The sequence below is a fragment of the Streptomyces sp. NPDC024687 genome (assembly GCF_055559055.1).
On the sequence record NZ_JBVHLJ010000005.1, the window covers coordinates 337142 to 356308 of the forward strand.

Genomic DNA, 19167 nt, shown 5'->3' on the forward strand with positions numbered 1-19167 from the left:
GCATCCCGAACTGGCCGATCCGTCCCCCGAGTAACCGGCCCTGACCTGACGCCCACACCGCCAGGTCACCGCTGCCCACGGACTCGACCTGCCGGAACCCCATCCCACCCAAAAACCGGTCGCCCCACCCCCACCCCTCCCCCTACCCTCACCCCATGCAGCGCGCCCAAGCCAGAGCCATCCCCTCCATCACGACGACGCCGGAGCAGGTCCCGGCGCGCTGACAGCTGACGCAGTCCGAAGCCCCGGGGCGAGTGCCCCGGGGTTTTGTCGTTCCCGTCGGTTCCTCGCCCCCCGATGAGCGAGGGAGACCCCCATGAAGTCCTTGGAGCCCATGCACGACCACCGTCGGCTCGGCCGCGCGCTGGAGCTGTTCGACACCGATCCCCTGATGGGCGCGGGGCTGCCGTACTGGCTGCCCGACGGGGCCGTCGTACGGCATGTCCTGGAGGAGTACGTCAGGGAGGTGGAGCGGGCCGCCGGATACCGGCACGTGTACTCGCCGGTGCTCGGGAAGCGGGAGCTGTACGAGATCTCCGGGCACTGGTCGCACTACGGCGACGACATGTTCCCGCCGATGCGGCTCGGCGGCGAGGAGGTCGTGCTGCGGCCCAGCCTCTGCCCCCACCACGCCCTCATCTATCGTTCACGGTCCCACAGCTACCGTGAACTGCCCCTGCGCATCGCCGAGTTGGGCGGCATGTACCGCTCGGAACTGTCCGGCGTCCTCGGCGGCCTCACCCGCGTCCGCTCCATCCAGCTCAACGACGCCCACATCTTCTGCACCCCGGAACAGGCCGTGGCCGAGGCCCGCGCCGCCCTCGACCTCATCCGGCGCGCCTACGACGACCTCGGCATCCGAGCGGCCAGGTACCGACTGTCGCTCCCGGGAGACTCCGGCAAGTACGTCCCCGACCCGCAACTCTGGCGCCGCGCCACCGCCCTCCTCGAAGAGGTCCTCGACGGCGTCGACCACGAGTCCGTCGAGGGCGAGGCCGCCTTCTACGGCCCCAAGATCGACGTGCAGATCACCGACCCCGCCGGCCGCGAGTCCACCCTCTCCACCGTCCAGATCGACTTCCACCAGCCCGAACGCTTCGACCTCCACTACATCGGCCCCGACGGCGCCAAACACCGCCCGGTGATGGTCCACCGCAGCATCATCGGCAGCGTGGAGCGGGCGGTCGCCCATCTCATCGAGGCACACGGCGGCGCCTTCCCGGTGTGGCTCGCCCCCGTGCAGCTGATGGTCCTGCCGGTCGCGGAGGCACAGGAGGAACGGGCCCATGAGCTCGTACGGCGGGCCGAAGCACGCGGCATCCGGGCCGAACTCTCCGCCCCCGGCCACGGCACCCTCGGCGCCCGCGTCCGCGCCGCACGCCTCGTGCCGTACCAGGCGGTGATCGGGGAGCGGGAGGCCGACGCGGGCTGTGCGGCCGTACGGCTGCGGGACGGGCGTAGGCCGGGAGCCGTGCCGGTCGGCGAGCTGCTGGAACAGATCGCTGCCCGCCGCGGTGATCGCGGGGCCGAACTCTGGGCGGCTGCGTAAGGTCGATCCGTACCGCCAGTGACGAAAGGACCCCGCCGTGACCGGTCAGCCCATCCCGGTGATCATCGACTGCGACACCGGTGTCGACGACGCCCTGGCCCTGCTGTTCGCCGTACGGCACCCGGCCATCGATCTGCGCGCGGTCACCTGTGTCGCCGGGAACACCGACGTCGACGGCGTCGTGCGCAACACGCTGACCGTCCTTGAGCAGGCCGGGGCCGGGGACATCCCCGTCGCCCGGGGTGCCGCGCGGCCGCTGATCGAGCCGGTGCGTGCCGCGCACCACGTGCACGGGCTGGACGGCATGGGTGACCTGGGGCTGCCCGCGCCGACCCGGGTCGCGGTGGACGTCGACGCCGTGACCCTGCTCAGGCGGGAGATCCTCGCCTCCCCGACGCCGGTCACCCTCATCCCCACCGCGCCCCTGACGAACATCGCCCTGCTGCTCCGCACCCACCCCGACGTGGTGCGGAACATCGAGCGGATCGTGTTCATGGGCGGCGCGGTGGCGACCGGGAACGCCACCCCCGTCGCGGAGTTCAACGTCTGGCACGACCCCGAGGCGGCCGCCGTGCTGCTCACCGCCGGGGTCCCGATCACGATGTACGGCCTGGACGTGTTCGAGCGGGTCATCGTCCCCGCCGCCGACGTCCAGCGGCTGCGGGCGAGTTCGGAGCCCAGCCTGCGCATGGCCGGGGACCTCCTCGCCCACCGCGACCCGGCCACCTCCGGTGACCCCACCCCCACCGGTGGCCTCGGCGACGCGGGCGCGGTGTGCGCGGTCGTCGACCCGGAGGGGCTGACCACCGAGCTGCTGCCGGTGGAGGTGAGCCTCGCCCCCGGCCCGACGCGCGGCCAGACCGTCGTCGACCGCCGCCGCCGTCCCGGTGAGTCCGAGATCCACGAGGGCGAGCGTGAAGTGACCCTCGTGGACGTGGCGTTGGGCGTCGACGTGGAGCGGTACGTGAAGCTGTGGCTGACGGCGGTGGAGGGGGCCTAGCCTCTCGCGGCGCGGTCCCAGCGGTCCCTCAGGAACTGCTGACGCTCCACCGCTGCTCCACCTTCGCGAGCCGCCAGTAGGCGATCGCCGCCGCCCACACCACCACGAACAGGCCGACGATGACGTAGCCGACGTTGTCGAGGTCGATGTCGGCGATCCAGGTGGTGAGGGCGTCGGTGAGGTCGAGCTTGTCGTGCAGGACGCCGACGAGCTCGATCGTGCCGATGAAGAAGGCGACCGCGATGGACAGCCCGGTGATGGCGAGGTTGTAGAAGACCTTGCGGACGGGGTTGGAGAAGGCCCACTGGTAGGCGAAGTTCATGAACGTGCCGTCGAGCGTGTCGAACAGGCTCATGCCGGCGGCGAAGAGCAGCGGCAGGCAGAGGATGGCGTACCAGGGAAGGCCCGCGGCCGCCCCCGACCCGGCCATCACCATCAGGGTCACTTCCGTGGCCGTGTCGAAGCCGAGCCCGAACAGGAAGCCCAGCGGGAACATCTGCCCCGGCCGGGTGATGGACTTGGTGAGCCGGCCGAGGATCCGGTTCATGAAGCCGCGCGAGTCGAGATGCTGCTCCAGCTCCTTCTCGTCGTACGTCCCCGCCCGCATCGCCCGGAAGACCTTCAGGATGCCCAGCAGGGCGACCAGGTTGAGGGCGGCGATGAGATAGAGGAACGACCCGGAGACCGTCGTACCGAGAAACCCGAGCACCTGGTGGGTACTTGACCCCTCGTTCATGACCTTGCCGGCCAGCTGGGTGCCGCCGGCGATCAGCGCGGCGAGCACGACCACGACACTGGAGTGCCCGAGCGCGAACCAGAACCCCCCGGACACCGGCCGCTTGCCGTCCGCCATCAGCTTGCGCGTGGTGTTGTCGATCGCGGCGATGTGGTCGGCGTCGAAGGCGTGCCGCATCCCGAGGGTGTAGGCGGTGATGCCGAGTCCGATGCCGAAGGCCTTGTCGCCCACCTCGTAGTGCTCGGGGACGACGAGCAGGAAGAGGATGCCGAAGGCGACGACGTGCAGGGCGGCTATCGCGGCCATCAGACCGACCGTCTTGACGGTGTCCTCGCGACGCCAGCGGAAGGAGACGGGGGCGGCGGCGGTCTCGTGCAGGGCGGTCTCGGGCCGCGCAGTCTCGGGCAGCGCAGGATCAGTCATACGGTGGTCACTCCAGCACCTCGTGGATGAACGCGTGAGCTGCCGTGGCCGGTCTCCTGGCTTACGGGTCGTACGTTTCCCTGCCCGCCTTCCCGGCCTGATGGTGAGGGCCAGTGGCTGTCCCGTGAGGGACGTGGGAGGGGAACTCCCCGATCACAGTGGCGAGGGCCGCACCGGAATGGACCTTTGAGGGGTCGTCACCGGCTTCCCGAGCACCACGGCCCGCCCACCGTAGGCGGGGACGGGGGTTCCTGCATAGCTGCACACCTGCGCAGGTATGGAAGATCACACAGAGCCGCCTGCGAGGATGTGCGCCATGCACCTCGTCCCGGCCGACCGAGCCGACCGCCGCACGATCGACGGACACCGGGTGTGCGACGCCATCGCCGCGATCGGCGACCCGGGACACGTCCGCACCTGGTCCGACCGCTTCGCCCTCCTGGCCGACCCCAACCGTCTCGCCCTGCTGCTCGCCCTGTACCGGACCGGCCCCCTGGCCGTCTCCGACCTCGCGATCGCGACCGGCATGAACGACCCGGCCGTGTCCCAGGCGCTACGGCTGCTGCGGGCGGCCGGGGTCGTGGCGGGCGAGAAGGAGGGGCGGGTGGTGCGGTACCGGGTGGTGGACGAGGCGGTACGGGGGCTGTTGCAGCAGGTGTCGTGAGGGGGCGGGGCAGGCGAGGCCCTGGGGGACGACTCCGGATTCCTGTGGGGCAGGGGCAGTTCAGCGGCACTGAAAGACCGGGCATCCGTCACCATGCCTGTGTACCGTGCCCCTATGACCGACAACCGAAAGGGCCGTGCCGCGTAGGCGCCCCTCAGCCCTGAGGGCTGAACTGCCGATCCGTCGCGTGAGCCCGCGACGGTACCCGGCCATCGACGGCCTCTCCGCACGCTGCATGGCCGATCTGCGCCGCCTCGAACGATCCCGCTCCTTCCTCGAGGACACGGTTGAAGCGTTCCGGCGCTGGAAAACTCTTGCCCACGGACCGCTCAGGCTGATCGCGGACCCGACGACAGCGCAGCGATGCGGCATTCCCGGCTGTTGTGACGTGGGCTACTTCCGCGATCACCTCGAAGCCGTTCTGCACGCCCTGCCCAAGAAGAGCGCCCGAGAGTTGCGCGCTGTCCTGACCCCCCTCGACGACGAGATTCTGCGGCGGGCGAAGGTCATCCAGGTCGACAATCTCGGCGTGCCGTGGTGGCGGGACCAGCTCTAGTCCAGGAGGCGTGAGCGCTGCTCAACTCGCTTGACACGGTGGTGCCGCCGTGAGGTGATCCATGCACCGTGATCCTTTGGGGGGACCTTGTCGTACGTGGCCGTGACGCTTGCTGGTGCCGACACACCGGGTGAGCATCTCCAACTGGCGGCCTTCACGGCCATGGCCGCGATCGTCTTCATATGGCTGGGGCGACGGCAGCGCAGCACGGGGCGCAACGTGCTCGCACCGAGCGAGACGATGAGGGCCGGTGACCGGCTCATCCCGGCACCACCCCCGAGCCGCGGGCACCGTAGAGCAGGGTGGGTGTGGATCGCCTTCGGCTGCGTCTTCCTCCTGCCGGCGGTGTTCAACCTCCTGGCGGCGATCCGTGAACTCATCGACTGACAACTCGCCGCCGTGGGGGTGGCATCGACAGGAGGACCCGCGTCGCTGAGGATGCCGGGGTGACCGATGACGAACTGGTCCTGGCGGTCCGTACGCATGTGGCCGGCAGAGAGCTGCCCGGCGGCTGCTGAAGCGGATGTATCTCGAGGTCGCCAACGGTGGCTTCGGGCCCTGGCGGGCGGTGTCGCCGACCGTGCGTCCGGGCCGGGCCGCCGAGACCCGGAGCAGTCGGCCGCGGTCGTCGGTGAGCGCGATGACGAGCAGGCCATGGCATTTGCCCTTGTCGGAGTGGTTCTTCCGGTTCTCTTTGCCGGTGCGCCGCCGGGTGCGGATCAGCGTGCCGTCCAACGGCACCACCCCGCCACCACAGCGCAGTACCGCGAGCACGATGGCGGCGGTCTTCCCCGAGGGCAGGGCCGCCACCGTGAGCTGATCTTCTCGCAGTGGCCGCGTATCAGATCGGCGAGCCAGTTCAGGGTGGCACTCGACAGCGGCAGGCGGGCGGTGTGGACAAGGCCGCCGTCGGGACGCTTGTGCAGCCGGCCGCGGTCGGCGAGCTTGGTCATCTTCGTCCGCAGCGGCTCCAGCTTGCCGCGCACCGAGGCGTCCAGGCCCAGCCGTTCGCCGACTGCCCTGACCTGCACCGGGCCGTCGGCCTCCCGCACGATCGCCTGGATCTTGCGGTAGTCGCCGGGCAGCGCCCTCATGGGCCGCGTCGCTGCGGTGCGGTGCGGTGCGGGATGAGCAGGACTGCTCGCCCGGCCACTCGCACCCAGCTCGGCGAGTTCTCGACGCTCCCCGCACCACAGACGACCGCTCTGCCCCTCACGCCAAAGGCCCGTACAACCACGGGACTTGAAGCCGCCTGGTTTCAGCCTGCGAACGTTTCTGCCCGCGAGTTCTGCGAGAGGTATTGACGCTGATCACCGGAACCCTATTATCCAGTTGCTCGAAACTTCGACCCATGTTCGCCATGTCGAACACCGGAGTCGCTTGCTCAAGGATGACGAGGTCCTTATGCACAGACGAATTTTCAGCCGCAGACGTCCGCCTGCGGTGCTCGCTGCCGTGGTCGCGGCCCTGGCCGCGCTGGCCGCGCTGCTCGCCACCGGCCCGGCTCAGGCGGCCACCACCAGCGACGTGCGCGGTGTTGATTCCGGCAAGTGTCTCGATGTGTCGGGCTTCAGCCAGGCCGACGGCGCGAACGTGCAGATCTGGGACTGCCACGGTGGGATCAACCAGCAGTGGACGTTGACGGACAGCAACCAGCTGACCGTGTACGGCAACAAGTGCCTGGATGTCCGGGGCGGCGGTACCACGAACGGGACCCCGGTGCAGATCTGGTCGTGCAACGGCAGTGACAACCAGCAGTGGCGGGTGAACGCCGACGGCACGATCGTCGGCGTGCGGTCCGGGCTGTGCCTGGAGGCCGCGGGCTGGGGCAAGGCCAACGGCACGGCGGTGCAGATCTGGTCGTGCCACGGCGGCACCAACCAGAAGTGGACCGGCTTGGCCGGGGCGAGCAACTCGTGTGCTCTTCCGTCGACCTACCGGTGGACATCGACCGGCCCGTTGGCGCAGCCGAAGGCAGGGTGGTCCGCACTGAAGGACTTCACCAGCGTCGTCTACAACGGCAAGCACGTCGTCTATGCCACGTCGCACAACAACCTCGCCGGTAACGACGGTCGCTGGGGACTGGCGACCTTCAGCCCCTTCACGAACTGGTCCGACATGGCCACCGCCACCCAGACCACGATCCCCTTCGACGGCATCGCGCCAACGCTGTTCTACTTCGCCCCGAAGAACCTCTGGGTGCTCGCCTACAACGGGGCTTGGCCCTACAGCTTCTCCTACCGCACCTCGACCGACCCCACCAACCCCAACGGCTGGGGCCCGCAGCAGGATCTCTTCACGACCACCCTCCCGGACGTTGTGAATCCCGACGGCACGACGCGGAAGAGGGGCCCACTCGACGTGACCCTCATCGGCGACGACACGAACATGTACATGTTCTTCGCTGACGACGAGGGCGGCATCTACCGCGCCAGCATGCCCATCGGCAACTTCCCGGGCACCTTCGGTTCGTACACGAAGATCATGAGCGAATCGTCGCTCGACCTGTTCGAGGCGCCGGAGGTCTACAAGGTCCAGGGCCAGAACCAGTACCTCATGATCGTCGAGGCCCAGAATTACACGGGGTACGGTCGCTACTTCCGCGCGTTCACGGCCACCAGCCTCAACGGCACCTGGACACCGTCAGCGCAGGCCAACACCGTGACCAGCCCCTTCGCCGGCAAGGCCAACAGCGGCGCGACCTGGACCAACGACATCAGTCACGGTGATCTGGTTCGCACCAACCCCGACCAGACCAAGACCATCGACCCCTGCAATCTGCAGTTCCTCTACCAGGGGCGCGACCCTAGCACCGACGGCGGGGACTACGGCCTCCTGCCGTACCGGCCGGGAGTGCTGACACTGCAGCGCCAGCCGGTGGCGTGACACAGGTCCGGCTCCGGTCCTGAGGTTCGCGGGCAACGACGTACGCCGAACAGGGTGAGCGTCACAGCGAGCGATCAGGAACGGGTGGAGTTGGAACGGCGGGCTCGGTGCAAGGCCGAGCCCGCCCGTGCATGTGGAGAACCCGGAGGGTGGCGGTTTCGTCCTGGTCGACCACGAGACGCGGAACGTGGCAAGCCTGGTGAGTCGGGACCGGCGAGCGTGAGGAGTTGTGCGACTACATCGACGAGTCGCTCACCGAACACGGCGTCGTCGTAGTCGCGCTGACGACCCGCCACGGACTGGGGCGATACCAGCTCACGGACAAGTGGCGTAAGTGGTAGGTCCGTTCGCCAGGAAGCAACGCCTCACTCTTCCCGGTACTCCGTGATTTCGGCCTGGGCCTCACCCCTCCACCCCCCACCACTCCGGTCCGCCCCCCTTCCACTCGATCCACGACGACTGCGCCACCTCCGCCGCGTCGATCTCCAGGCCTGCCCTGCGGAGGAACTCGGCGACGTCGGTCAGGTTGTGGGCCAGGCCGAGGATCTCGCCGTCCACGCGGACGCGGCGGCCGCCGGTGGGGGACGGGGGGTGCACGATCACGCGGATCGGTCCGGACATGTCTTCAGGATCGTCCGGGACGTACGGTCCCGCATGTCGATCCGTCATCGGTCGAGCCGTTCGCCGATGTCCGCGACGGACGGGCGCCCCGGATCGCGCAGTTCCCGCCACTCGGCCGGGCGTGGGCGGCCCCGCTGCCAGTGGGGATGGAAGAACACCTGGGCCGACAGCCGGTACAGGCGTCGGCGCAGCTCCGTGCGCCCGGGGCGCTCGGCGAGCTGCCGGTAGGTGGCACTCCAGTCCCGCTCTGCCCGGGCGAGGTCGTCGGGGAACGATCGCATGCCCGGATTCAATCATGTGTTCGATTTATTGAGCCATGGCGGGCCTATCACGGTCCATGGCGGTCCGTGGAAGAGTCCCGGCACGCCGAAGGGCCGCCCACACCGCGAACGGTGGGACGGCCCCGGTCGGACAGGGATCAGGCGCGCGAAGCCTTGCGGCGACGCGTGGCCAGGACGATGCCCGCGCCGCCCGCGAGCAGCACCGCCGCGCCGCCCGTGATCAGCGGGGTGTTGCTGCTGGCGCCGGTCTCGGCGAGGTTGTCACCGCCACCGCCGTTCGGGGTGGGGGCGGCCGGAGTCGTGGTGGACTCCGAGGCCGAGGGGGTCGGGGTGCTCGTACCCGGGGTCTCGGACGCCGGGGGCGTGCTCTCGGACGCCGGCGGGGTGGACTCGGAGGCCGGCGGGGTCGACTCCGAGGCCGGCGGAGTGCTCTCCGAGGCCGGAGGCGTCGCCGGGGGCGTCGTCGGCGGGGTGGCCGTGCAGTCCTTCGTGCCGCCGTTCCAGGCCGCGATCAGCTTGTCCTTGATGACCGGGTGGTCCGGGCCCTTGGGGAGGTCGCCGTGCGGAAGGCCGTCCTTGGCGTCGAGCTGGCCGTCGAACTTGGTGTTGCCCCGGTAGAGGTCGATCTGCGCGTAGCAGCCGACGTCCGGGATCGAGATGTCGAGGGAGTCGACGGAGCCGGCCTTGACGGTCACGGTGTCGAAGTCGTGGAAGACCTGCTCGCCGGAGGTGGCGAACGTCGGGCCGTGCGCGCGGTAGGACGCGAGAGAGGCGGTGCAGGTGGACGCGTCGCCCGCCGCACGGACCTTGACGTGGACCTTGCCGTCATCGGTCGGCTTCAGGTTCAGGTCGTCGACCTTGACCGAGGCGAAGAAGTTCTTGCCGTCGAGGGAGAACTCGCAGCGGTCGGTCTCGGTCTTGGAGCCGGCGCCCGTACCCGGCTTGTAGCTTCCGCCGTCCTGCCAGCCCTTGCCACCGGGGCAGTCGGAGGCCGAGGCGACGGAGGCGAGGGCAGCGGAGAAGGCGAGCGTCGCGGCGCCCGTCCCCAGCAGGCGCCGCATGGTGACACGTCTCGCTATGGACATACGTACCCCGTCAGATGAGAGTGAGTGGTAACAGCAAGCATTCGAAACACTGGGCTCATTGGTCACACGCGCCACGGTGTTCGCACATCGTGGATCTCCTTGCGGAATGCTGTCAACCTGCGGCGATACAACGAGGGTTCTGGGGTCATCACAATTTCGACACACAGGGAACGATCCACTCCGCAAAACCCCAGGTTCACTTTTCCGGCGGCGTGGACAGATATCCCCTTTGTCGTCTTCATGGACCGCACCCGCATTCCAGAGGAGCCCGCGTGATCGCCCGCACCACCACGCCCGACCTCTCCAGCAGCGACCCCAACTGGTGGCGGCAGGCCGTCGTCTACCAGGTCTATCCCCGCAGTTTCGCCGACGCCGACGGTGACGGCCTCGGGGACCTCAGGGGCGTCACCGAGCGCCTCACGCACCTGGCCGCCCTCGGCGCCGACGCCCTGTGGCTGAGCCCCTTCTACCCCTCCGAGCTCGCCGACGGCGGCTACGACGTCGCCGACTACCGGGACGTCGACCCGCGCCTCGGGACGCTCGACGACTTCGACGCGATGGTCGCCGAGGCCCACCGGCTCGGCCTGAAGGTGATCGTCGACCTGGTGCCCAATCACACCTCCCACCAGCACGTGTGGTTCCAGGAGGCCCTCGCGGCCGGGCCCGGCTCCGCGGCGCGCGAGCGGTACGTCTTCCGTGACGGCCGCGGCGCGCACGGCGAACTCCCGCCCACCGACTGGCAGTCCGTCTTCGGCGGCAGCGCGTGGCGGCGGGTCGCCGACGGGCAGTGGTACCTGCATCTGTTCGCCCCCCAGCAGCCCGACCTCAACTGGTCGAACGACGAGGTCCGCGAGGACTTCCGCACCACCCTGCGCTTCTGGTCCGACCGCGGGGTCGACGGCTTCCGCGTGGACGTGGCGCACGCCCTGGCCAAGGACCTGACCGAGCCGCTGCGCGACCTCGGCCACCTTCCCGGCGTCGCGGAGGAGGCCCTGCACCACCTGCCGCCGGGCGGCCATCCCTACTGGGACCGCGACGAGGTCCACGAGATCTACCGCGACTGGCGCACGATCCTCGACTCCTACACCCCGCCCCGCACGGCCGTCGCCGAGGCCTGGGTCCCGGACGCCCGCCGCGCGCTGTACGCCCGCGCGGACGAACTCGGCCAGGCCTTCAACTTCGAGTACCTGCAGACGTCCTGGGACGCCGGCGAGCTGCGCCAGGTCATCACCGACTCCCTCGCCACCGCCCGCGCGGCCCACGCCTCGGCCACCTGGGTGCTCTCCAACCACGACGTCGTACGGCACGCCTCCCGCCTCGTGCTGCCGCCGGGCACCGACGAGAACGCCTGGCTGCTGTCGGGCGGCCACGCGCCCGGGATCGACCTCGCCCAGGGCCTGCGACGCGCTCGCGCGGCCACGCTGCTCATGCTCGCGCTGCCGGGATCGTCGTACGTCTACCAGGGCGAGGAACTCGGGCTGCCCGAGGTCGCCGACCTGCCCGTCGAGGTGCTCCAGGACCCGATCTGGGAGCAGACGGGACGGGTCCGCAAGGGGCGCGACGGGTGCCGGGTGCCGCTGCCGTGGACGCGGAGCGGTCCGTCGTACGGCTTCGGCGCGGGCGGTGCCTGGCTGCCGCAGCCGGAGTGGTTCGCGGAGTACGCCGTCGAGGCCCAGGACGGTGTCGAGGGCTCCACGCTGGAGCTGTACCGCACCGCCCTGCGCCTGCGCCGCAAGCTCCTCCAGGGGGAGGAGCTCACCTGGACGGAGGAGGGCCCGGCCGGCGTGCTGGACTTCGTCCGCCACGAGGGCTGGCAGTGTGTCGCCAACCTCTCGGACACCGCCGTCCCGCTCCCGCCCGGGGAGGTGCTCCTGACCAGCAGCCCGTTGCAGGACGGGCTGCTGGCACCGGACACGACGGCCTGGCTGGGCTAGGAACGGGCTGCTGGTCAGGGCTACCCGATGGTCGGCGTCGGGGTCGCGCCCGCGCCCGTCGCCGGGGTGGCGCCGTTCGCGTTCTCGCCCGGGACCGCGAGCGGCGTCGACGTCGGGTTCGGCGGCGGGGTGAGCACGACCATCGGCGCGCCGGGCTGCGGGGCCGGCGGAGTCAGGTCGCTGGCGGGCAGCTTCGGCGGAGTGGTCTGCATGAAGAGGGCCTGGTCGAAGTTGACGAAGCCGGTCTTCTCCATGACCGTCATGTGGTCGAGCACCGTGTCGTTGGCCATGTCGGCCAGCGACCGCACCAGCGAGTTCTTGGTGGTGGAGCGGATCTTCGAGATCGCGTTGAAGATCGAGCCGTGCGTCACCCGCAGGATGTTGGCGAAGTTCGTGTCGAACTGCTGGCCGCTGCTCGACTCGATCGTGTTCACGAAGCCGACCTGCTGCGGGCTCGCCACGTTCGGGATGCTGATGTTGAGCATCGGGGCGATCTTGCGGCAGGCGTCGTCCAGGGCAGCGTGTCCGTCGATGAGATGCTTTCCGGCCTCCTTCACCTCCGGGGTCGTCCCCTTCTGCTGGGCGACCTGCCCCAGCGGGTACTCCCACAGACCGGCCGCCCGCACCTTGACGACGAAGTCGCGGTCCTGCTCGGTCAGCGGGCCCCACTGCGTCTGGGCGATGATTCTGTCCTGAGCGGTCGCAGCCTGACTGACACCCAGCATGGACGGGTACGCGAGCGCGCCCAGCGTCAGTGTGAGGGCTCCGCCCACGAACAGCGTTCCCATCGCGTTGCGCGAGAGTGGCACCGTGCCTCCTGCCCGGTAGGGGTTTCCCGCCAGGAGGCGGGTCGGACGCACAGGAGTACGCACGCGGGGCCGGAGTTGTTCATCACCTCTTCCGGAGGATGACCGGGCTCACAGACGCTCCGTCAGAACAGATGCCCGGCTGCAGGTTGACCGTTCGTTGACCGGTTCGCGGGGAACTCCGGGGGAAATCGCGGGAGAGACCTGACTGGTCCCGGACCTAGATTCGCCGCATGTCCATGCCACAGCGGTCGCAGCGGTCCCCGCGGCCCCTCCCCGTCCTCCCGTACCGCAAGCCCACCAAGGGCCGCGACTATTGGGTGATCGACGACGTGCTCCCGGACGCCGACGCCGTACGCGAGCGCTGTCTCGCGAAGGACGACTGGGCCAAGGGATATCCGTACACCTCCGAGACCTGGCCGGGACTGCGGACCATGCCGGGGCTCGAACCCGGTGAACTCGCGGGCCTGGAACGGCTGGTGAGGAAGGCGACGGGGGCCGGGAAGCTGTGGGTGCAGCGGGCACCGGGCGGCGGCACCCTCAACCACAACTGCGTACAGGTCGTCGGCGAGGGCGAGAGCGAACCGAGGCCGCACACCGACTCCCGGGCGCTGTGCCGGTACGCCGCCGTCCTGTATCTGAACCCCGGCGTCCCCAAGGACTGCGGCACCAGCTTCTACCGGCAGTCCCTGCCCGGCGGGCGGCTCGGCGGCAACGTCGTGCAGGCCCCGCACAACAACCTCGTCGAGGCCCTCGGCACCCGGTTCGTCGCGCCCGACGCCTTCGAGGAGGACGTACGGGTACCGCACAAGTACAACCGGCTGCTCCTCTACAACGCCAACCTCGTGCACAGCGCGACCGGTTACTCCGGCGGCACGCTGGAGGAGAAGCGGATGACGGCCGTCTTCTTCTGGATGGCGTGAGCCCCGCGGGTCAGTAGCGCACCGCGCGGGACACCTTCGCCCGCACGTCCCCCGCGTTCCCCGGCAGGTCGTGCGTACTGCGGGCGGCGCCCTTCCCGGTGCCGCCCGCCGGGACGTCCCGCACCGTCACCACCACCGTGTCCAGCAGCTTGCCCGACCCGTCGGTGAAGTCGACCTGGACGGCGAAGGACTTCGCCGAGTCCGCGCTGTTGGCGGCGGTGACGGCGACCGTCGTACGGCCGTCGGAGGCGGCCGCGGGCGTGCCGAGCCGTACGTCGTCCTTGGCGTCGACGCCGTTCTTGATGTCGTCGAAGCGTTTTCCGGCCTCCGCCGTCGCCGACGCCACCGCGTCCCCGGCGCGGGAGGCGGCCGACGCGACCTTGCTCGCCACCGACGACGGGCTGTCGCCGTCGGAGCAGGCGGTCAGGCCGGTGAGACCGGTGAGGGCCAGGGCTGTCAGCAGCGCGGCCGTCGTCCAGCGGGTCATCTCGCCTCCCGGGTGCGGTTTCTTCCAGTGAAGGCCCCCCGCGGTACGGCCGCACGCCCCGTGTCACCCGAACGGCCCCCTCCCGTGGTGGCCGGGCCCGCCACGCCCGATGGTCGAAGCACATCGACCATCCGAAAGGTGGGACACGGCCATGACGCAGCAACCGCACGCCACCCAGCCGACCGCCGGCACGACCCCGACGTCGCCGCAGTCGTCGACCCCGTCCTCGGCCCCGGGCTCCGGGCCCACGCCGACCGAAGGCTCGTGGGCCGCCGGCGGGGTGGTCTTCGCCGGTGTGCTGATGCTGATGAACGGCATCCTGGCGATCTTCCAGGGCATCTCGCTGCTCGCCAAGGACGACGTCTGGAGCCGCGTCGGCGACTACGTCTACAAGATCAACCTCACCGGCTGGGGCGTGATCCTGCTCTGCCTCGGGGTGCTCGCCGTCGTCACCGGCGCGTTCATCCTCAGGGGGGCCGCCTGGGCCCGGATGACCGGCATCTTCCTGGCCTCGCTGAGCATGCTCGCCCAGTTCCTCTTCCTGCCCTACGCGTCGTTGTGGTCGGTCATCATGATCGGCCTCGACTTCTTCGTCATCTGGGCGCTGGCGGCGTACCGGCCGGGCATGCGGGCCTGAGCCGTCGGCGGTGCCGGGGTCCGGTCACACGTGTCCGATGCCGCCACTGCCGAAGCCGCCGCTGGAGCCGGGCAGCCAGCGTTTGCGTTGCTGGTCCTTTCCTCGTCTGCTTCCCGAGTGGTGGAGCTGGTACGGCATCAGCCGTTCCCGCCCCACCGCCGGAGCCGGCAGCTCGTCCGGCTCCCGCATCTCCCGGATCTCACGGATCGGTCCGGTCTCCGGGAGATGCGGCTGCTCTTCACTGAGCGGCCGTGGAAGCTCCCGGTCCTGGACCCGCATGCCGAACTGCACGGCCCATACCAACGCGCCGGCGATGAACAGCCCACCGGCGAAGGCGGCGATCACGTTGAGTACTTCGCTCGACGTGGCCGCCAGGACAAACGTCGCCGTACTCATGGTCCGATTATCGCCGATTGCGACTGGATCGGCGCGAAAGGGGTTTTTCGGGGGTTGTCGTGCCCCGGCGACGCCACACGCGACGGGACGGACGGGTGGGCGGGCGCCCGCCAGGTTCCCCTGTGTCTCCCCACCGAGCCCACCTCTCTGCGCCCCCGCGGGGTTTCCGTGCGTCCACCGGCTCCGCCGGGAGAGCCTCGCGGGGCCGGCCGGGGTTCTCGGCGGTTCCCTGCTCGGGCCGGGGGTTTCCCTCCGGGCTGGCCGGGCTCTCTGCTTTTCGCGGGGCTCGTCCTGGTCCCCTTCCCGCCGGACGCGTGGCTGTCCTGCTCGGGCCGGGGGTTTCCCTCCGGGGCGGTCGGCTGCTGTCCTCGTACGGGGCCTTCCCGGTTCCTGTCGGCCTGTGGTGGTGTCTTGTTTCCGCCGGGGGCTCGCTGCCGGGCTCTCTACTTTCGCGGGGCTCGTCCGGCTCTCCTTTCCCTCAGGCCCGCCGCGGTATTTCTGCTCAGGCCGAGGGTCTCCCGCCGCCCTGGCCGGGTTGCTGCCCTCGTACGGGGTTCCTCGCTTCCCGCCACGCCCCCCTGCCCCGCCACGTCCCGCCAGAACTCACCGGCGCCCGCCCAACCCCTCCCGTCCCTCCATCTGATCCGCCCAGCCCCCCGTCTCTCCATCTGGCCCACCCAACCCCCCGTTCTCCATCTGGCCCCCCCCGCGTGAACCGATCGCCCCGCTCGGGACGATGAGAGGGTGAACCGATCTTTTTGAAGGGGGACCTCCGTGAGGGAGAACGTCGTCCGGCCCGCTCTGTGCAGCGTGCGTGGATCCGCCCGGCTCCTTGAGGTGGGGCTCGGGCTCGCCGGGGGTGCCTGGGCGTTGCGGGCCCTGTGGCACGTTCGGCTCGCCGTGGCCGGGGAGCCCGCCTCGGGGCCGCCGGACCAGGGCGAGGGACGGCACCGGCCGCTGACCGCCCTGGAGGACTCGTACCACCTGGTCAGCATGGCCGGAAGCATCCTCACCCTGCTCTGCGCGGCCCTGTTCGTCGGCTGGCTCGGGCGGATGCGGGACAACGCGCGGGCCCTGTCCGGCGAGCCCCCGCGCTACGCCGGCATCTGGGTCTACGTCTCCTGGTTCGTGCCGCTCGCCAACCTCTGGATCCCGCGCGGCATCGTCGCCGACATCCACCACAAGAGCGCCCCGGACCGGAAACTGCCCGCCGTCGTGAACGTGTGGTGGGCGCTGTGGCTGATCGGCATGGTCACCGGGGTGGGGCTGATGTACGACGGCGACACGGACGACGTCATCGCCCGCGCCTACCACGGCGTGACCACACTCCTGGTCGCCGATCTCGCCGTCGTCGGCGCGGCCGTGGCCGGGATCCTCATGGTGCGCGCCCTGACCGCCGTACAACTTGTGCACATCGACACCCAGTTGCGTACGCCGGGTGGTGATCCCTTGAAGGAAACCGTCAGGGCGTTTGATCGGGATTGAGGGCACTTACTGTTGCGCCTACGTGACAGCCCCCACCCACAGGATCGCCATGCGTACCGTCCCCTCCGTCATGGCCGTCTGCGCGTCGGCCCTTCTGCTCACCTCCTGCTCAGTGGGCAGCAGCAACACCTCGGTGAGCCCCAAGAAGGGCGACGACATCAACCTGGGTCTGCTGCTGCCCGACCGGGACACCAGCCGCTTCGACCGGTTCGACTTCCCCCTCATCAAGAAGCAGGTGGCGACCCTCACCCACGGCAAGGGCAGGGTCACTTACGCCAACGCCGGGGCGAGCGCGAAGCGGCAGAGCCAGCAGTTCGAGCAGATGGTCGCCGACAAGGTGGACGTGATCCTGGTGGACGCGGTCGACGCCAAGGCGATCGGACCGGACGTCCGGAAGGCGAAGGACGCGGGCATCCCCGTCATCGCCTACGACCGGCTCGCCCAGGGGCCGATCGACGCCTACGTCTCGCACGACAACGAACTCGTCGGCGAGGTACAGGGCCGGGCCATCGTCGAGGCGCTCGGCGACAAGGCCGAGACCAGCAAGATCGTGATGATGAACGGCTCGCCCGCCGACCCCAACACCGCGCTCTTCAAGAAGGGCGCGCTGGACGAGCTCAACAGCAAGGTCGTCATAGCCAAGCAGTACGACACCCGGGAGTGGCTGCCGTCGGTCGCCAAGGCCAACATGAAGGCGGCGATCGCCTCCTTCGGGCTGAAGAACATCGCCGCCGTGTACTCGGCCAACGACGACATGGCGGGCGCGGTCATCGACGAGCTCAGGGAGGCGGGAGTCACCAAGATCCCGCCGGTCACCGGGCAGGACGCGACCCTCGCCGCCGTGCAGCGGGTGGTGTCGGGCGAGCAGTACATGACCGTGTACAAGTCGTTCCTGCTGGAGGCGACCAACGCGGCACAGATCGCGGTGTACAAGATCCAGGGCCGCGACCTCCAGTTCGACGCGCTGATCCGCGACAAGGTCGACAGCCCCGACCAGAAGGACATCCCGTCGCTGCTGGTGCCGGTGGTCGCGCTGACCAAGGACAACATCGAGCAGACGGTGGTCAAGGACGACGTCTACACCGTGCAGCAGATCTGCACCGCCGAGTTCGCGGCGGACTGTGCGGCGATCGGCCTCAAGTAGGGGTGGAGGTACAGCAGGCTGTACTTTCCGCCTCCTGGCCGTACTGCGAACTCCTTTTCCGCCTAGGGTCGTTCTCCTCAAGCCCGAGGGGGTTCGCATGGCCACCGCCGACGTCAAGGGCCTTGTCGTGGGCACCGCGACCACCGCGGCCGCCGCGCTCGGCCAGCTGGTCTCCGGACTCGGTACGGCGGTCCTCACCCCGTTCGTGCTGCTGTGGCTGGTGCTGGCGCCCGGCGGGGTGCGCGTGCTGCACGCGCTGGCCGGCATGGAACGCGTCCGGCTCGCCCGCTGGGGCCCCGAGGTCATCGCCCCCACGCCGCCGCCGACGCGGCTGCGGGACGCCCTCGGCGATCCCACGACCCGGCGCGAACTGTTGTGGCTGGTCCGGCATCTGGCTGTGGGGCTGCCGCTGGGCCTGGTCGGCTTCGTCCTGCCGGTGCTCGCCCTGCGGGACACCGCGTTCCCGCTGTACTGGCGGCTCGCCCCGAAGGACTCGACCGCCACGTCCATCGGGATCGGCGTCGCACACTCCTGGCCGGACGCCCTCGCGGTGTGCCTGCTCGGCGTGGGCTGGATCGCCATCCTCCTGGGGCTCACGCCCGGCATGGCACGGCTCCAGGCGAAGCCGGGGCGCCGGCTCCTGTCGGCCGGTCCCGACGCCGATCTGTCCCTGCGCGTCGCCGAGCTGACCGCGACCCGGGCCGCCGCGCTGGACGCCCATGCCACCGAACTGCGGCGCATCGAACGCTCCCTGCACGACGGCACCCAGAACCGGATCGTCACCGTGACCGTGCTGCTCGGGGCCGCCCGCCGGATGGTCGCCCGGGACCCGGTCGGCGCCGACGAACTCCTGGAGCGGGCCCAGTCCGCGGCCGAACAGGCGCTGGCCGAGCTGCGGACCGTCTCCCGCAGCATCCTGCCGCCGGTGCTCGCCGACCGGGGCCTCGCGGGGGCGCTGACCGGGCTCGCGGCTCAGAGCGCGGTGCCGTGCACGGTCGACGTGGAGGTGGCCCGGCGCTGTGCCGCGTCCGTCGAGGCGACCGCGTACTTCGTCGTCGCCGAGGCGCTCACCAACATCGCCAAGCACAGCGGGGCGTCCCGGGCCACGGTCACCGTCCGCGCCCAGGGCCCCCGGCTCCTGCTGCGGGTCACGGACGACGGCCGGGGCGGCGCCGACGAGCACACCGGCTCCGGCCTCACCGGCATCCGCCGCCGCGTCGCCGCCCACGACGGCACCCTCAGCCTGACGAGCCCACCGGGCGGCCCCACGACCCTGGAGGCGGAGCTGCCGTGCGGGCTGTGATCCCGGGCCGCACGGGGTGCGGTGCGCCCGCCGGTGGCAGTGCCCCTCGCCCCGTCCGCGCCCTGGGTCCCCGGCTCCTGCTGCGGGTCACGGACGACGGCCGGGGCGGCGACGAGCCCGCCGGGCGGCCCCACGACCCTGGAGGCGGAGCTGCCGTGCGGGCTGTGATCCCGGGCCGCACGGGGTGCGGTGCGCCCGGCCGGGACAGCGCCCCTCGCCCGACCTGTCGAACGACCCCGGAGGTGGACCTG

Annotated in this window: 20 protein-coding genes and 1 riboswitch; of the genes, 12 read left to right on the plus strand and 8 right to left on the minus strand. The window is 70.3% G+C overall.

Annotation, left to right across the window (positions count from 1 at the left end; genetic code table 11):
• Positions 1–334 precede the first annotated feature (334 nt).
• Together thrS and ACZ39I_RS21665 are read left to right on the plus strand one after the other, a co-directional pair.
• On the plus strand, positions 335–1549 hold the full coding sequence (gene thrS / locus ACZ39I_RS21660; protein WP_467246262.1) for a threonine--tRNA ligase: 1215 nt from the start codon (positions 335–337) through the stop codon (positions 1547–1549).
• A gap of 37 nt (positions 1550–1586) precedes the next feature.
• Positions 1587–2549 (plus strand): nucleoside hydrolase, encoded by a 963-nt coding sequence (locus tag ACZ39I_RS21665; protein ID WP_467245970.1) that lies wholly within the window; start codon positions 1587–1589, stop codon positions 2547–2549.
• Positions 2550–2577: 28 nt separating this feature from the next.
• Here the strand turns inward: ACZ39I_RS21665 and nicT are convergent, their stop codons facing one another.
• Positions 2578–3708: a Nickel transporter NicT gene (gene nicT / locus ACZ39I_RS21670; protein WP_467245971.1), complete on the minus strand. Its 1131-nt coding sequence runs from the start codon at positions 3706–3708 to the stop codon at positions 2578–2580.
• A gap of 29 nt (positions 3709–3737) precedes the next feature.
• Positions 3738–3943, minus strand: a riboswitch (cobalamin riboswitch).
• Positions 3944–4024: 81 nt separating this feature from the next.
• Between nicT and ACZ39I_RS21675 the strand changes: the two genes are divergently transcribed.
• The 3 genes from ACZ39I_RS21675 to ACZ39I_RS21685 all read left to right on the plus strand — a co-directional run bounded on the left by ACZ39I_RS21675 (position 4025) and on the right by ACZ39I_RS21685 (position 5315).
• Positions 4025–4372: an ArsR/SmtB family transcription factor gene (locus tag ACZ39I_RS21675; RefSeq protein WP_352387403.1), complete on the plus strand. Its 348-nt coding sequence runs from the start codon at positions 4025–4027 to the stop codon at positions 4370–4372.
• 187 nt (positions 4373–4559) lie between these two features.
• Positions 4560–4928, plus strand: coding sequence for a hypothetical protein (locus ACZ39I_RS21680; protein ID WP_467245972.1), 369 nt, complete (start codon positions 4560–4562; stop codon positions 4926–4928).
• A 96-nt stretch (positions 4929–5024) separates the two neighbouring features.
• Positions 5025–5315: a hypothetical protein gene (locus tag ACZ39I_RS21685; RefSeq protein WP_467245973.1), complete on the plus strand. Its 291-nt coding sequence runs from the start codon at positions 5025–5027 to the stop codon at positions 5313–5315.
• Between the two features lie 332 nt (positions 5316–5647).
• Here the strand turns inward: ACZ39I_RS21685 and ACZ39I_RS21690 are convergent, their stop codons facing one another.
• Complete coding sequence (locus ACZ39I_RS21690) at positions 5648–6022, minus strand: hypothetical protein (RefSeq protein ID WP_467245974.1); 375 nt, start codon at positions 6020–6022, stop codon at positions 5648–5650.
• 310 nt (positions 6023–6332) lie between these two features.
• On the opposite strand from ACZ39I_RS21690, the gene ACZ39I_RS21695 reads away from it, so the two are divergent.
• Complete coding sequence (locus ACZ39I_RS21695) at positions 6333–7814, plus strand: non-reducing end alpha-L-arabinofuranosidase family hydrolase (protein WP_467245975.1); 1482 nt, start codon at positions 6333–6335, stop codon at positions 7812–7814.
• Positions 7815–8216: 402 nt separating this feature from the next.
• Here ACZ39I_RS21695 and ACZ39I_RS21700 read toward each other — a convergent pair whose 3' ends face one another.
• The 3 genes from ACZ39I_RS21700 to ACZ39I_RS21710 all read right to left on the minus strand — a co-directional run bounded on the left by ACZ39I_RS21700 (position 8217) and on the right by ACZ39I_RS21710 (position 9801).
• A complete protein-coding gene (locus tag ACZ39I_RS21700; protein WP_352387409.1) occupies positions 8217–8435 on the minus strand; it encodes a hypothetical protein in 219 nt (72 codons plus the stop codon).
• Positions 8436–8479: 44 nt separating this feature from the next.
• Positions 8480–8716 (minus strand): hypothetical protein, encoded by a 237-nt coding sequence (locus ACZ39I_RS21705; RefSeq protein ID WP_467245976.1) that lies wholly within the window; start codon positions 8714–8716, stop codon positions 8480–8482.
• A 137-nt stretch (positions 8717–8853) separates the two neighbouring features.
• Positions 8854–9801: an LAETG motif-containing sortase-dependent surface protein gene (locus ACZ39I_RS21710; RefSeq protein WP_467245977.1), complete on the minus strand. Its 948-nt coding sequence runs from the start codon at positions 9799–9801 to the stop codon at positions 8854–8856.
• A 272-nt stretch (positions 9802–10073) separates the two neighbouring features.
• Here ACZ39I_RS21710 and ACZ39I_RS21715 point away from each other — a divergent pair, with 272 nt between their 5' ends.
• A complete protein-coding gene (locus ACZ39I_RS21715; RefSeq protein WP_467245978.1) occupies positions 10074–11735 on the plus strand; it encodes a glycoside hydrolase family 13 protein in 1662 nt (553 codons plus the stop codon).
• Positions 11736–11755: 20 nt separating this feature from the next.
• On the opposite strand, the gene ACZ39I_RS21720 is transcribed toward ACZ39I_RS21715, so the two are convergent.
• Positions 11756–12523, minus strand: a complete 768-nt coding sequence (locus tag ACZ39I_RS21720) for a DUF4142 domain-containing protein (RefSeq protein WP_467246263.1) — start codon at positions 12521–12523, stop codon at positions 11756–11758.
• A gap of 251 nt (positions 12524–12774) precedes the next feature.
• On the opposite strand from ACZ39I_RS21720, the gene ACZ39I_RS21725 reads away from it, so the two are divergent.
• Positions 12775–13464: a DUF6445 family protein gene (locus ACZ39I_RS21725; RefSeq protein ID WP_467245979.1), complete on the plus strand. Its 690-nt coding sequence runs from the start codon at positions 12775–12777 to the stop codon at positions 13462–13464.
• 10 nt (positions 13465–13474) lie between these two features.
• Here ACZ39I_RS21725 and ACZ39I_RS21730 read toward each other — a convergent pair whose 3' ends face one another.
• On the minus strand, positions 13475–13951 hold the full coding sequence (locus ACZ39I_RS21730) for a hypothetical protein (RefSeq protein WP_467245980.1): 477 nt from the start codon (positions 13949–13951) through the stop codon (positions 13475–13477).
• A 151-nt stretch (positions 13952–14102) separates the two neighbouring features.
• Between ACZ39I_RS21730 and ACZ39I_RS21735 the strand changes: the two genes are divergently transcribed.
• Entirely contained in the window at positions 14103–14588 is a 486-nt protein-coding gene (locus tag ACZ39I_RS21735; RefSeq protein WP_467245981.1) for a DUF7144 family membrane protein, read from the plus strand.
• A gap of 24 nt (positions 14589–14612) precedes the next feature.
• On the opposite strand, the gene ACZ39I_RS21740 is transcribed toward ACZ39I_RS21735, so the two are convergent.
• Positions 14613–14984, minus strand: a complete 372-nt coding sequence (locus tag ACZ39I_RS21740) for a DUF6479 family protein (RefSeq protein ID WP_352387422.1) — start codon at positions 14982–14984, stop codon at positions 14613–14615.
• A 774-nt stretch (positions 14985–15758) separates the two neighbouring features.
• Here ACZ39I_RS21740 and ACZ39I_RS21745 point away from each other — a divergent pair.
• From ACZ39I_RS21745 to ACZ39I_RS21755, 3 genes are all read left to right on the plus strand, one after another.
• Positions 15759–16469, plus strand: a complete 711-nt coding sequence (locus ACZ39I_RS21745) for a DUF4328 domain-containing protein (RefSeq protein WP_467245982.1) — start codon at positions 15759–15761, stop codon at positions 16467–16469.
• Positions 16470–16518: 49 nt separating this feature from the next.
• On the plus strand, positions 16519–17613 hold the full coding sequence (locus ACZ39I_RS21750; RefSeq protein WP_467245983.1) for a sugar ABC transporter substrate-binding protein: 1095 nt from the start codon (positions 16519–16521) through the stop codon (positions 17611–17613).
• Between the two features lie 97 nt (positions 17614–17710).
• A complete protein-coding gene (locus tag ACZ39I_RS21755) occupies positions 17711–18916 on the plus strand; it encodes a sensor histidine kinase (protein ID WP_467245984.1) in 1206 nt (401 codons plus the stop codon).
• Positions 18917–19167 lie beyond the last annotated feature (251 nt).

Coding starts and splice junctions, on each gene's coding strand:
- thrS (WP_467246262.1), top strand. CDS start 335: ATGCACGACCACCGTCGGCTCGGCCGCGCGCTGGAGCTGTTCGACACC.
- nicT (WP_467245971.1), bottom strand. CDS start 3,708: ATGACTGATCCTGCGCTGCCCGAGACTGCGCGGCCCGAGACCGCCCTG.
- ACZ39I_RS21675 (WP_352387403.1), top strand. CDS start 4,025: ATGCACCTCGTCCCGGCCGACCGAGCCGACCGCCGCACGATCGACGGA.
- ACZ39I_RS21690 (WP_467245974.1), bottom strand. CDS start 6,022: ATGAGGGCGCTGCCCGGCGACTACCGCAAGATCCAGGCGATCGTGCGG.
- ACZ39I_RS21695 (WP_467245975.1), top strand. CDS start 6,333: ATGCACAGACGAATTTTCAGCCGCAGACGTCCGCCTGCGGTGCTCGCT.
- ACZ39I_RS21700 (WP_352387409.1), bottom strand. CDS start 8,435: ATGTCCGGACCGATCCGCGTGATCGTGCACCCCCCGTCCCCCACCGGC.
- ACZ39I_RS21705 (WP_467245976.1), bottom strand. CDS start 8,716: ATGCGATCGTTCCCCGACGACCTCGCCCGGGCAGAGCGGGACTGGAGT.
- ACZ39I_RS21710 (WP_467245977.1), bottom strand. CDS start 9,801: ATGTCCATAGCGAGACGTGTCACCATGCGGCGCCTGCTGGGGACGGGC.
- ACZ39I_RS21720 (WP_467246263.1), bottom strand. CDS start 12,523: ATGGGAACGCTGTTCGTGGGCGGAGCCCTCACACTGACGCTGGGCGCG.
- ACZ39I_RS21725 (WP_467245979.1), top strand. CDS start 12,775: ATGTCCATGCCACAGCGGTCGCAGCGGTCCCCGCGGCCCCTCCCCGTC.
- ACZ39I_RS21730 (WP_467245980.1), bottom strand. CDS start 13,951: ATGACCCGCTGGACGACGGCCGCGCTGCTGACAGCCCTGGCCCTCACC.
- ACZ39I_RS21735 (WP_467245981.1), top strand. CDS start 14,103: ATGACGCAGCAACCGCACGCCACCCAGCCGACCGCCGGCACGACCCCG.
- ACZ39I_RS21740 (WP_352387422.1), bottom strand. CDS start 14,984: ATGAGTACGGCGACGTTTGTCCTGGCGGCCACGTCGAGCGAAGTACTC.
- ACZ39I_RS21750 (WP_467245983.1), top strand. CDS start 16,519: ATGCGTACCGTCCCCTCCGTCATGGCCGTCTGCGCGTCGGCCCTTCTG.
- ACZ39I_RS21755 (WP_467245984.1), top strand. CDS start 17,711: ATGGCCACCGCCGACGTCAAGGGCCTTGTCGTGGGCACCGCGACCACC.